Below are 12,900 nucleotides of genomic sequence, written 5' to 3'. Positions count from 1 at the left end.
TGATTAATAAAATTCCGTCAGCCCAAACCTCGTGCAAAAAAAACAAAATATGATTCTAATACCTAGTCTTTGCTTGTAAGTGACACTATTACAAAGTATTAATTATGCGTTTGTGCTTACGTCTTGCGTAAAGGTTTTGGAAGAAAATTGTCAATTTCTTTGTCACTAAAGGTTAATTCTTCATTTTTTTGTAATGCTTTCTGGGCTGAAGAATAAGCATTGCTAAATGTTCTTGGTGAGCCTTTATAAGTTTTTGAAAGACTGTCTTGTAGCTCTTCTCGTTTGACAACTATTTCAGCTGGTGTAATAATTTTGGCTTTTACATCAGTTAACAAGGATAGATATTTTTCTCTAATGTCTAATAACTCTAGTGCAGCTGTGGCGTGTTTTTGAATCGTTTCACCCAAGTTGTATTCTTTGAGGAAACTTGTTAGGCCAAATTGTAATGCGGATAGTATTGTGCTAACAATCAACGCCCAGTCATGTCCTTTGAATACCCTAACTAATAAACCTGTCGTGACTAATGCAGATAGTATAATTTGAGAATTTTTTATTTTGTTATTTCTGCTGGTTAGAATATCTGCACATTTCTCTTGTGTTTTGTGGGAGTAGACAATCTTTCCGTAGTTTTCACGAAGTTGAGATTCTAGTATTTCAAGTTCGTTATGAGGGGAATTTTGTTCCATATATTTCTTTCCACTTGCTTTTAGATGTTGTTGGATATGTTGTTTCTTTTTCAATGGCTTCTAATGCAAGATTATAGCATTGTTTAGCCTTGCTTGTGAAATTTCCTTTTCGCCAAACATACTGTCTCGCTCCTGGACTCAGCCAATAATCTTGTTGGTCATTTAACCCAGAAAGGTACTTGAAAAAATCTCTGCTCATCCAATCATAGTACATATATGATTTATCTCTATAAGGCCAAGTGCTCAAAAAATTATAAGCCATTGTGTCGATTAAAAGACCACCCATCGGCACACTCCACTTATCCTTCCATGATTTAGCCATTCTTGCAAGTCTTTTTAAATTTTTATTCCATTCATCATTCTTTTTTCTAATTTCAGTTATTTCGGGTTTAGGATTTGTTATTCTCCAACTTCCCCCGTTGTTTGAGTCAGCAAATGTATAAGAGTCATCTTTATTAATAAATGTTGGCACCAGTTCGAATACTATTCCGTCATCAAAACTTATGACAATTACTTGTCCATCAGCTTTCATATATGACTTGTAGGTCTTTTCTATTGAATTTTTAACTGCTTGTAATAATGCAGATTGTCCATTGTTAGTATAGGCATTGTATCTTTCGTAAACCGAATAAGGTAGTTGGAATAACATATCTATATCACTAACATGGATATCTGTATCTCGTCCATAAGAACCCACATAAAGGCTATGTGCAGTTTCAGATTCTGTAATCCAAAAGTCTCTGTTCAATTGTCTCGTCATGCGCTTATACCTATAAGCTATAGTCTCGACAGTTGGGTTTGAGATTTGAATATTGTTATTAAAAGTTTCAAACCAATTTGATACGCTCATGAGGTTTTAGATTTAGTATGATGCGAAGTATTACTATTGCTGTAATCGGCAACAGTGGTTTTATTCTGTATATATCTGCTTATCCCGCGAGTGGGGGTTTTCTTCTATATCTACCGTAGGTAGGCAATATAAGCGAAACTCCCTAGCCTGCCACCCTACTTCCCCGCCACAACGCCCACAGCCCCAGCGCCGGGCCGATGGCCAGGGGCAGCAGCAGCAGCTGAGGCGGCAGGCGCGGGGCCAGCCAGCCGGTGAGCTGCACGCTCCCGATGGTGAGGGCAAACCCCAGGCAGTTGACGATGGTTAGGGCCGCGCCGCGCGATTCGGCGGGGGCGTGCCGGGCCACCAGGGTGGAAAACATGGGCGAGTCGGCCACCACCACCAGCCCCCAGAATGCCAGAAACGCCACCAGTCCCACCACCGAGCCGCCGCCCAGCACCAGCCCCGAAGCCACACAGCACGCCCCCGACAGCGCCAGCGCCGTGGTGGCTACCCGCGCCGGGCCCAGCCGCCGGGCCAGCAGCCCCGCGCCCACGCAGGCCAGGCTGCCCCCGCCAATAATGCCGAACGAGAGCAGCGGCACCGGCAGCGCCGCCGCCGGGTGCCGCGCCTGAAACGCCGCCAGCACCACCGGCACAAACGCCCAGAACGCGTACAGCTCCCACATGTGCCCGAAGTAGCCCAGCGCCGCCGCCCGAAACTGCGGCTGCCGGAACCCCGCCAGAAACACCGTGAGTTGGGGCCGCTGCCCGGGGCGGCGGAAAGGGCCATCGGGCACCAGCAGCAGCAGCGCCACCCCGCCCAGCACCGCCAGCGCCGAGGTAGCGCCCGTGACGTAGTACCACGGCAAGTGCCCCGTAACGCTGCGCAGCAAATGCGGAAACGCCGTGCCCAGCACCAGCGCCCCCACCAGCCAGCCCAACGAGCGGCCCAGCCCTTCCTGGTAGTAGTCGGCGGCTATTTTCATGCCCACCGGGTAGATGCCAGCCAGGAAAAAGCCCGTCAGGAAGCGGCAGGCCAGCAGCCCTTCGGCCCCGAGGCCGCTCAGGTGCACTCCCAGGTTGGCCGTGGCCGCCGCCAGCGCACTCACAAAAAACACCCGCGAGGGCGAAAACCGGTCGGCCAGGGCCAGCAGCGCAAACAGCAGCGTGCCGCTGATAAAGCCCAGCTGCACGGCACTGGTGAGCGAGGCCACAAAGCCGGCCGGCAGCTGAAACCGCGCCGCCAGCTCGGGCGCCACGGCATTGCCGGCAAACCACAGCGAGGTGCAGCAAAACTGCGCCCCCACAATGGTGGGAAGAGTACGGGACATGAGAGCGGGCGAGAGAGTGGGAGAGCCGCGAAAGTACCCAAATCGGCCGGTTGGCCGGCTCCCCCAGCCCCTTAGTGCACAAGGTAGAGGCGCAGTAGCTGGAGTCTCGTCGTTGCTGAGGTTGTTTAGCCGGAGGGCATTTGTTGAAAACCAACCAAACACCCCTGAACGTCATGCAGAGGCGCAGCCGAAGCATCTCGCGTGCTGATGTCTGGATTACTTTCCACAACGTCAGCACGCGAGATGCTTCGGCTGCGCCTCTGCATGACGGTTACTTTCCACAACGTCAGTATGCGAGATGCTTCGGCTGCGCCTCTGCATAATGGCCTCAAAAGTAGCCCTTACCAGAACCGGTTGGTGCAGACCACCTGGGCCTTTTTCTTGAGGCGTAGGCCGACCAGTATCTCGTGGCTGCCGCTGTTGTAGCCGGCCAGCTCCGAGGTACCCGCATCGTAGGAGTAGCCAAACGTAAACTGTTCGTAGTTCAGGCCCACCAACGCCACAAACGAGTCAAACGCTCGCCACGACACCCCGCCCCACAGCAGGTCCTGGTACTTGAGCTTGGCGTTGAGGTCGACGGACAGAGGGGCCGGCTGCACGGCCTTCACCAGCACCGAAGGCACCAGGGACCAGTCGTCGGAAAGGGGCACGCGCACCCCGGCCGTGGCGAAGTAGTGGCGCTTCAGGAAGTTGCCCGCGCCCTCGGCCAGAGTGGGGCCATAGGAGAAGTTGAGCTTGTTGGCCAGCAGCTGCGCCCCGGACACGCCCACGTAAAAATCGGAGCTGTACACCCACAGGCCCACGGAGGCATCAGGGACCCGGGAAGCGTCGCTGGCGGCCACGGTGGTGGGGTCAAAAAACCGGAGCTGCTGCCCATCCACCGCAAACTGCTGCATGCCCACCGACGCGCCCAGGGCCGCCCGCAGGTTGGGCCGCAGCACCAGGTTGTAGGCGTAGGACAGATAGGCGCCCCGGCGGCTGGTGGGGCCGGTCTGGTCGCTGTAGACCAGCCCGCCGATGGCGTGGAAGGGCCGGCGCCGGTCATTGAGAGTGCGTTTGCTGGTGGTGCGCCACTTGCCCAGCGAGGAACTGGCGCTGAGGTAGTAGGTTTTGGGCGCGCCCTCCAGCCCCGCCCACTGGGTGCGGTAGCTGGCTTTCACGTCGATGTAGTCTTCCACGCCCGTAGCGCCGGGGTTGAGGATGTAGTTATTGTTCATGTACTGGCTGTACTGGGCCTGCTGCTGGGCCAGGGCCGGCAGAGCGGCCAGCAGCAACAGCGGCAGCAGCAGTGGTAAAGCTCGTTTCATACCCGTCATGAGGATGGTGCGGTGGGTGATGGATGGCCGGAAGCCGGCCGCGCAAGAGGCGCGGCCGGCTTCCGGAGTTAGTACAGAATCGTAATCGACCCACTATAGGACCTGCCCAGCGGGCCCCTCGTGACGACAACGTAGTAGTAGGTGCCTACCGGGGCGGGCTGGCCGTTGATGTCGCCGCGCCACTCGTTGGCCCGGCTGTAGTTGTTGGCCGAGAAGATCTTACTGCCCCAGCGGTTGAATATCGTCACGGTGTTGTCGGGGAACTGCTCGATGAACTCAATCTGCCAGGTATCGTCGCGGCCGTCGCCGTTGGGCGTAAAGGCGTTCGGAATCCGGATGGGCGGGCGCACCACCACCGTCACCTCGTCGGAATCGGCGCAGCCCCCGCTGCCAGCCGACAGCGTGTAGGTGGTAGTGACGAGGGGCGAGGCCGCGGGCTGCAGTGAGTCGCCCACGAAACGTAGCGTCTGGGAAGGTGTCCAGCGGACAGAGTAGCGGCCATCGGCGCGGCCCTCCAGCGTCACGGAAGTACCAGCCAGAATCTCCTTGTCGGGGCCGGCGTCCACGTCCACGGGTGGCTGAATGCGCACGGTAATGGCGTTGGAAACGGCCGTCACGGGCTGGGCGCAGGTGTTGGTGGTGCGCAGACGTAGCGTTACCAACTGCCCCTCGCGCAGGGTGGTGCTGGTGAACACCGGGCCCGTAGCGCCCGCCACGTCGGTCCCGTTCACCTGCCACTGGTACTGAGGCGCGGGCCCGGCCCCGGTTACGCTGGCAACACTGAACGTGAGCGGGGCGCCCAAGCACACCGGTCCGCCCGGCTGCACTGCAATGGTGAGAGTAGGCGCAGGCGTAGGAGTGCGCGTAACGGTGACCGAGGCCACGGCCGGGCCCGTGCTGCACAGGCCCGCCGAAGGCGTTACTTCCACCCGCACCAGGTCGCCGGTGACGAGGGTGCTGCTGGTGAAAGTGGGCCCGCTGGCCACGGCCACGTTGTTGACGAACCACTGGTAGGTGGGCGTGGGTCCCGCGTTGGTGGCTACGGCCGTGAAGGTGAGCGGAGTGCCGGGGCACTCCACGGGCGGCGCCGCCAGCGTAACGGTAGGCGTCACGCGGGGCTGCACCCGCACCGTTACCACGTTGGAAACCTCCGTGGCGCAGGTGCCCGAAGTAACGCGGCGGCGGAAGTAGGTGGTGGTCGTGAGCGGGCCTGGCGCGTAGGTGGCGCCGGTAGCCCCGCCGATGGCCGCCCAGGTGGCGTTGTCCGGCGAGGCTTCCCACTGGTATATATAGGAGCCCGTGCCACCGGTGGCGCTGCCGCCGCTCAGGGGGCTGGGTGCCGTGCCGGCGCAAATGTCCTGGTCGGCGGCAATGGTGCCGGCCGTGACGGCGGGCAGCACGTTCAGGGTTACCACGTTGGAGAATTCCGGGCCGCAGCTGCCGGAGCTGACGCGGCGGCGGAAGTAGGTGGTAGCCGTCAGCGGGCCGGGGGATAAGGTAGGTCCGGTGGCCCCGCCGATGGCCGTCCAAGTGGCGTTATCCGGCGAGGTTTCCCACTGATAGGTAAACGTGCCCGTGCCGCCGATAGCATTGGTCGCACTGGAAAGCGGGGCCGGGGCCGCGCCCGGGCATACCGTCTGGTTGGCGGCAATGGTGCCCGCCGTGAGGGCCGGCAGCACGGTCAGCGTTACCACGTTCGACGATACCGGCCCGCAGGCCCCGGCCGTGGCCTGGCGGCGGAAATAGGTGGTGGCCGTGAGCGGACCCGGCGCGTAGGTGGCGCTGGTGGCGCCAGGAATGACCGTCCAGGTGGCGTTATCGGCCGAAACTTCCCATTGATAAGCAACCGCGCCAAGGCCGCCAGTGGCTGGCTGGCCGCTGGTCAGCGGGGCCGGCGTGGCGCCGGGGCACAGCGTCTGGTCGGCGCCAACGCTGCCGGCGGTCAGCACCGGGGCCACGGTAATCAGCACGGAGGCGGTGTACTCGGGGCCGCAGCTACCGGAGGTCACGCGGCGGCGGAAGTAGGTAGTGATGGTCAGTGGGCCGGGCGCGTAGGTGTCAGCCGTAGCGCCGCTGATAGCCGTCCAGGTGACGTTATCCGGCGAGGCTTCCCATTGATACGCAAATGTGCCCGTCCCCCCCGCGGCCCCGGCGCTGCTGGTCAGCGGCGCGGGCGTGGCGCCGTTGCAGAGGGTCTGGTCGGCGGCAATGCTGCCAGCCGTGAGGGTGGGCAGTACGGTCAGCGTCACCACGTTGGAGTACACCGGTCCGCAGGCTCCGGCCGTCGCGGCGCGCCGGAAGTAGGTGGTAGCCGCCAGGGAAGCCGGCGCGTAAGTGGCGCTGGTGGCACCTGGCACGGCAACCCAGGTGGCATTGTCAGGTGAGGATTCCCACTGATACGCTACCGGGCCTGTGCCTCCGGCGGCTTCGGCGGTACTGGTGAGTGGGGCCGGAGCGGCGCCCGGGCACAGGGTCTGGTCGGCGGCAATGGTGCCGGCCGTGAGCACCGGGGCCACGGTCAGCGTCACCACATTGGAGTAGACCGGGCCGCAGCTGCCGGAGCTGACGCGGCGGCGGAAGTAGGTGGTAGCCGTCAGCGGGCCGGGCGTGTACTCGGGGTTGGTGGCTCCCGCAATGGCCGTCCAGGTGGCATTATCCCCGGACGACTCCCACTGATACGTCACCGGACCCGGCCCACCCACGGCGGCGGTGCTGGTAAGCGCAGCGGGCACGGCACCGTTGCACAGCGTCTGGTTGGCGGCAATGGTGCCGGCGGCCAGCGCCGGCGCTACCGTAATGGTCACGGCGTTCGAGACGGCCGTGCAGGGCCCGGAGCTAGCCAGGCGGCGGAATAGGGTAGTAGCGGCCAGTGCGCCCGGGGCATAGGTTTCGGCGGTGGCCCCGCCAATATTGCTCCAGGTGGTGCCATCCGGCGATGATTGCCACTGGTAGGCGACCGTGCCGGTGCCGCCGGTGGCGGGGGCACTGCTACTGAGGAGCGCGGCGGGGCTGCCGGCGCACACGGTCTGGTCGGCGGCAATGGTGCCGGCCGTTAGCGCGGGCACCACCGTTATTTCCACCGGATCCGTGAAAGTAGGTGTGCAGTAAGGACCTGATGCGTTGGGCAGCAGGAGCTGAACGCGCCGCCGGAAATAGGTGATGCCCGCTGGCAGCGTGCCGGAAGGCTGGTATGTGGCCGCCGTAGCGCCCGCAACGTTCGTCCAGGTGGTGTTATCCGTTGAGGTTTCCCATTGGTAAGTGACTGGCAGGCCGCCGTCGCTCGTGGCCGGGGCGGTGCTGGTAAGGGCGGCTGGGGCGGTGCCGGCGCACACCGTCTGGGAAGCCGCAATGCTGCCCGGCACGGGTAAATCCGGCACCAAAATGCGGCCCGTGCTTTCGCGGCAGAAGCATTCGGTGGTGATGCGCAGCGTTACGGTATAGGTGCCGGGCGTCGCGTAGGTATGTACTGGGTTCTCCAGCGTCGAGGTAGTACCGTCGCCAAAAGTCCAGGCATACGTCTTCCCGTCGAAGTCAATGGGCGGGGACTTGAAGGAAATCTGCCGGCAACCCGTAATCTCCGCGCTGGGTCCCACGCGCAGCAAAGAGCTTTGGTTGAAGTTGACCAGGCCCAGCCCACTCAGGCGGCTGCCGCCCAGCTGCAGGCTGTCATCGGCGTAGCCCACCGCCGCGCCCAGCGAGTCGGGGTAGGCAATGAAGCCCAGGGCGGGCTGGTTGTTGCGGGCCACGTAAATCTTGCCATCGGGGGCGGCCTGCATGGAGCCCAGGTCGGCGGGCGTTTGCTGATTGAGCGGGATTTCTTCCCGGGTCACCGGCCCGTTGCCGCTGATATTGAACTGCAGCAGCTTGGGTGGGTTTTACACGGTGGCGTAGAGGTAGCTGCCGGGCGAAAAGCTCACCCCGTAGTACTTCCCTTCGCCGCGGGCCACGATGAACGGAACCTGCGGGTTGGCGGTAACATTGCCCGTGCCGGTATCAAACCCAAACAGCTCAACAGTGCTGCTGCTATCGCCTGCCGCTACCACTTCGCTGTAGCGGGCCAGGGCCAGCCGCTGGCCATCGGGCGTTACCTTCATCTGACCCTTATAGCCCAGGGCCGCCACGCTCGGCGCGTGCAGGCTGCCGATGGCCGAAACAACAGGCGTTTCAATCAGAACCGGCCCCAAGTAGCCGCCGGTGGCTGGTCGCACGCGGTAGGCCAGAAAGGCGTCGCCCCGGTTGTCGTTGCCGGCCGTGGCAGTGCCCCAGCCGTGGGTGATGACCCAGATGTCGCAGCCGTTTTTATGAAATACGCCCGTTAGCTTCTCGGCCGTGCCGCGGGCCAGGGGCGTGTTTTTGGTGGCGGCAATGACTGTGCCCGGCCCGCCACCCGCGGGAATCTGTATTTCGGAGTAGCTCAGGCCTACGGTGCTGTTCAGGGTGAAGAGCAGGTAGCGCGTCGGCTGGCCCGTGCCGGGTATGCCCGGCAGCCGGATAGGCAGGGGCCCGTCGGTGGTGAAGCGGTTGCCCGCCAGCCCCGTGCCGTTGGTCATCACGGTGCCGTCGCCGTTCCATACGGTTTCGCCGTTGCTGTAGAAGAGAATCCGGCCGTCCCGGTCCGACATCACCCCCGAGCCGGCGGGGGCGTCCATGGCGCCATCCGTAAGCACTGTCGGCAGGGAGTCGGCCGAGGCCTGGTTGAAGTCCAGCCCCGCCTTAAAGCCGAAATACCACGTGTTGGCAAACTTCTCGTCGGCCGCGCACTCGGGCGAGGTGGGAGGGGGCGTGCCCTGGGCCAGGGCCGTAGTGGCCGCGCCGCTCAGCAGTAGCAGCAGGAGCGTGAGCAGCCATCCGGCTACCGGGCGGGCCCGCCAGCGGCGCCATTGGTCCGGCGGAGAAACGTTCGGGTTGGGAGCAGAAGAGGTGGGCAGGGCGGGAGACAGTAGCTCTGTGAGCATAGAGGAGCGAGGGAGGGTGCTAGTCAGACAAGTCCCGGACAAAACAAAAAGTGCCGGTTGGCTGCAAATAGTAAACGAAGCAGTAAGTCAACCTATTGCCGAAAAGCCGTTATCTCAAAGCTACGCCCTGGCTGTCAGGTTTGTGCAAAGCAATATATGTATAGTGCAGATTGCAGCAGCGGTAAGGCACCGACGAAGAAGGCATAGCTCAAAGCAGGCTGCCACAGACCTGGGCCGCAGCCGTGTCTGGCCACTCCTGGCGCTGTCCTGCGCCTTTCGGTACTTTTGGGGTCCTTGCACTGTTAACCAAGTAACGCCACCCGTTTCGGCAACTGCCCGCCACGCTACCCATCGCCCTCGCCATGAACTCCCTGCAAGACTTCCACAACACCGCCCGCAGCTTCCAGACCACCGCCAAAATGCCCGTGCTGTTCGTGGGCCACGGTTCGCCGATGAACGCGCTGGCCGATAACCCCTTCACCCAAACCCTTCACCAGCTGGGCCTGGATATCCGCAACCGGCAGCCGCCCCGGGCGGTACTGGTGGTATCGGCGCACTGGCTCACGCGGGGCACCTTCGTGGCCGTAAACGAGCGGCCCGAAACCATCCACGACTTCGGCGGCTTCCCCCAGGAATTATTCGATATGCAGTACCCCGCGCCCGGTGCCCCCGACGTGGCCCAGGAGGTGCTGCAGGCCCTGCCCGACGCGCACCCCACCGACGAGTGGGGCCTCGACCACGGCACCTGGACGGTGCTGCACCATGTGTTTCCGGAGGCCGACATTCCGGTGTTCCAGCTTAGCATCGACTACCACCAGCCGATGACCTACCACGCCGAGCTGGCCCGGCAGCTGCAGTTTCTGCGCCGCCGCGGCGTACTGATTCTGGGCAGCGGCAACATCGTGCACAACCTGCGCCAGAGCATGCCCAAGCTCATGGCCGACGACCCCACGCCCTACGCCTGGGCCGCGGAATTCGACGAGTGGGCCAAGCGCAAAATCGACCAGCGCGACTTGCACGCGCTGGCCCACTACCAGCAGGCCGGCGCCAGTGGCCCCCTCGCCGTACCCACCCCCGACCACTACATCCCGCTGCTTTACAGCCTAGCCCTGGCCGAACCCGACGACGACATCCGCCACGCCTACGAAGCCGTGGAATACGGCGGCCTGAGCATGCGCACGTTTGTGGTAGGGTAGAAGGTGAGAGGCGTTGATTTGGGTCTGTAGTTGACGTTCTTCAGGTCTCAGGCAACGCCTGCGCCACAGGCGGCATCTGGCGAAGCACAGGTTTTCTACCTTGTCCTCCATATGCGCCAACTCCTCCCGCTGCTGCTCAGCCTGACCGCCGCCACGGCCACTACCGCCCAGACGCCCGCCACCACCTACCGCGCCGCCGAGCGCAAAGTCAACGACCTGGTGCACACCCGACTGGATCTGCGCTTCGACTACGCCAAGCGCTACGCCTACGGGCAGGCCTGGGTGACGCTGAAGCCTCACGGCTACGCCACCGACTCGCTGCGGCTCGATGCCAAGGGCATGGATATTAAGCAGGTGATTTTGGTGCAGAACGGCGCGCCGCAGCCGCTGAAATTCACCTACAACCGGCAGCAGCTGCTGGTGCAACTGGGCCGCGTGGTGCCGGCAGGGGAGGCCTACACGGTGTACGTGGAGTACGTGGCCAAGCCCGATGAGCTGGGAGCCAAGGGCAGCGCCGCCATCGGCGACGCCAAGGGCCTGTACTTCGTGAACCCCGACAGCGCCGTGGCGGGCAAGCCGGTGCAGATCTGGACGCAGGGCGAGACGGAATCCAACTCGGCCTGGTTTCCCACCATCGACAAGCCCAACCAGAAATCTACCTCCGAAATCAGCCTGACGGTGCCCGCCAAGTACGTCACGCTCAGCAACGGGGCCCTCGTCAGCCAGAAGCCGGCCGGCGCGGGTCTGCGCACGGACACCTGGAAGATGGACCAGCCGCACGCGCCCTACCTGTTCATGCTGGCCGTGGGCGACTTCCGCAAAACCACCGACACCTGGCGGGGTCGGGAGGTCAGCTACTACCTGGAGCCGCAGTACGCCGGGCAGGCGCGGGCCGTTTTCGGCAAGACGCCGCGGATGCTGGAGTTTTTCTCCAACCGGCTCGGGGTGGAGTTTCCGTGGAACAAGTACGCCCAGGTGGTGGTGCGCGACTACGTGGCCGGGGCCATGGAAAATACTTCGGCCTCGTTGTTCGGGCCCCAGGCCCAGGGCTCGGCCCGCGAGCTGCTCGATTGGGAGTACGCCGGTGTGGAGCGCGAAGTGGCCCACGAGCTGTTCCATCAGTGGTTCGGCGACTACGTGACGGCCGAAAGCTGGAGCAACCTGACCGTGAACGAGAGCTTCGCCAACTTCTCGGAGGTGCTCTGGGCCGAGCATGAGTACGGCCCCGACGCCGGCGCTGCCCAGGCCTACCGCAGCCTGCGTACCTACCTCGCCGACCCCAGCAACCACACCAAGCCCCTGGCCCGCTATCAGTACGCCGACAAGGAGGACATGTTCGATAACGTGAGCTACCAGAAGGGCGGCAGCATCCTGAACATGCTGCGCGCCTACCTGGGCGAGGCGGTTTTCTTCAATGGCCTGAAAACCTACCTGACCCAGAACGCCTTCGGGACCGGGGAGCCGCATCAGCTGCGGCTGGCGCTGGAGCAGGCGTCGGGGCAGGATCTGAACTGGTTTTTCGACCAGTGGTACTACCGCCCCGGCCACCCCGTGGTCAGCATCGACTACGCCTACGACGCCGCCCGCCGGGAGCAAACCGTGACCATCAAACAAACCCAATCCGGCCCCGCGTACCAGCTGCCGCTGGCGGTGGATGTGTACCTGAATGGCAAGCCGCAGCGCCACCAGATTACCGTGCGCCAGGCCGCCGAAACCTTCCGATTCCCAGCTGCCACCCGGCCCGAGTTGGTGAACGTGGACGCCGACAAGGTGTTGCTCTGGCAAAAATCTGACAACAAGCCCCTCCCCGAGTACGCCGCCCAGCTCCGCCTCGCCCCGCGCTACCTTGACCGGCGCGAAGTCTTGGCCGCCGCCCAAACCCAGCTCAAAGCCCAGCCCACCGACGCGCTGGCCCGCCAGCTGCTGACGGCTGGCCTCACCGACAAGTCGCCGGTACTGCGCCAGTTCGCCATCGAAGCCCTCGACCTGCAGAACCCCGTCCAGCGCAAAGCCGCCGCCCCCGCGCTGGCCCGGCTGGCCACCACCGATGCCTCAGTGCAGGTGCGGGCCGCCGCCCTCACGGCCCTGGGCTCCCTGAAGAACAAGCAGTACCTGCCGCTGTTCACGCAGGCCCTGGCCAACCCCTCGTATCGGGTGCAGGGCGCAGCGCTGCTGGGGCTGCTGCCGCTGCGGCCAGAACAGGCCCTGGCCCGCGCCGCCGCTTTCGAAGCCGACAACCGAGGGGCCCTCACCGTGGCGCTGGTGCAGGTGTACGGCCAGGCCGGCAGCCCCGCCCAGTGGCCCCTGATGCGCACCAAGTACGACGCGGCCGACCCACCCAGCCGCTTCAGTCTGCTGGCCAGCGTCGGCAGCATGATGGGCCGCACCGACGATGCCGCGGCCCTCACCGAAGGCATCGCCCGCATCAAGGACCTGACCGTGCGCTACAAAGCCTATATCGATGCCTCCCGCCTCATCGGCCTGCTCCGCCAGATCGAGCAGCAGCAAGCCACCCGCCCCAACGCGGCCCTGGTGGCGCAACAAGTAACCGCTGCCGTAGCCGAAATCGAAGCCGCCAAGTAGAG

The 12,900-nt window shown here is 62.6% G+C and carries 8 protein-coding genes; 2 read left to right on the top strand and 6 right to left on the bottom strand.

All coding sequences use genetic code 11. The features are described 5' to 3' along the window. Window positions 1-116: 116 nt before the first annotated feature. The 6 genes from O9Z63_RS09535 to O9Z63_RS09510 all read right to left on the bottom strand — a co-directional run bounded on the left by O9Z63_RS09535 (window position 117) and on the right by O9Z63_RS09510 (window position 9,119). A complete protein-coding gene (locus tag O9Z63_RS09535) occupies window positions 117-686 on the bottom strand; it encodes an SLATT domain-containing protein (RefSeq protein WP_270129094.1) in 570 nt (189 codons plus the stop codon). Further along, on the bottom strand, window positions 664-1,536 hold the full coding sequence (locus O9Z63_RS09530) for an SMODS domain-containing nucleotidyltransferase (protein WP_270129093.1): 873 nt from the start codon (window positions 1,534-1,536) through the stop codon (window positions 664-666). The genes O9Z63_RS09535 and O9Z63_RS09530 overlap by 23 nt, the downstream gene beginning before the upstream one ends. 142 nt (window positions 1,537-1,678) lie before the next feature. Next, window positions 1,679-2,848, bottom strand: coding sequence for an MFS transporter (locus tag O9Z63_RS09525; protein ID WP_270129092.1), 1,170 nt, complete (start codon window positions 2,846-2,848; stop codon window positions 1,679-1,681). Window positions 2,849-3,189: 341 nt separating this feature from the next. Then, window positions 3,190-4,155, bottom strand: a complete 966-nt coding sequence (locus O9Z63_RS09520) for a PorP/SprF family type IX secretion system membrane protein (protein WP_270129090.1) — start codon at window positions 4,153-4,155, stop codon at window positions 3,190-3,192. Window positions 4,156-4,232: 77 nt separating this feature from the next. Then, the gene (locus O9Z63_RS09515; RefSeq protein ID WP_270129089.1) at window positions 4,233-7,994 is read right to left on the bottom strand and encodes a T9SS type B sorting domain-containing protein; all 3,762 of its coding nucleotides are present in this window, start codon (window positions 7,992-7,994) and stop codon (window positions 4,233-4,235) included. Window positions 7,995-8,039: 45 nt separating this feature from the next. Further along, complete coding sequence (locus tag O9Z63_RS09510; protein WP_270129088.1) at window positions 8,040-9,119, bottom strand: hypothetical protein; 1,080 nt, start codon at window positions 9,117-9,119, stop codon at window positions 8,040-8,042. 362 nt (window positions 9,120-9,481) lie between these two features. Between O9Z63_RS09510 and ygiD the strand changes: the two genes are divergently transcribed. Further along, window positions 9,482-10,315 (top strand): 4,5-DOPA-extradiol-dioxygenase, encoded by an 834-nt coding sequence (ygiD, locus tag O9Z63_RS09505; RefSeq protein ID WP_270129087.1) that lies wholly within the window; start codon window positions 9,482-9,484, stop codon window positions 10,313-10,315. A gap of 111 nt (window positions 10,316-10,426) precedes the next feature. Beyond that, window positions 10,427-12,898 carry a M1 family metallopeptidase gene (locus tag O9Z63_RS09500; RefSeq protein ID WP_270129085.1) on the top strand — a complete coding sequence of 824 codons (2,472 nt, stop codon included), beginning with the start codon at window positions 10,427-10,429 and terminating at the stop codon, window positions 12,896-12,898. Window positions 12,899-12,900 lie beyond the last annotated feature (2 nt).

It is taken from the genome of Hymenobacter yonginensis (assembly GCF_027625995.1).
Lineage (GTDB): Bacteria > Bacteroidota > Bacteroidia > Cytophagales > Hymenobacteraceae > Hymenobacter > Hymenobacter yonginensis.
This window is presented reverse-complemented; position numbering and strand designations above follow the sequence as displayed.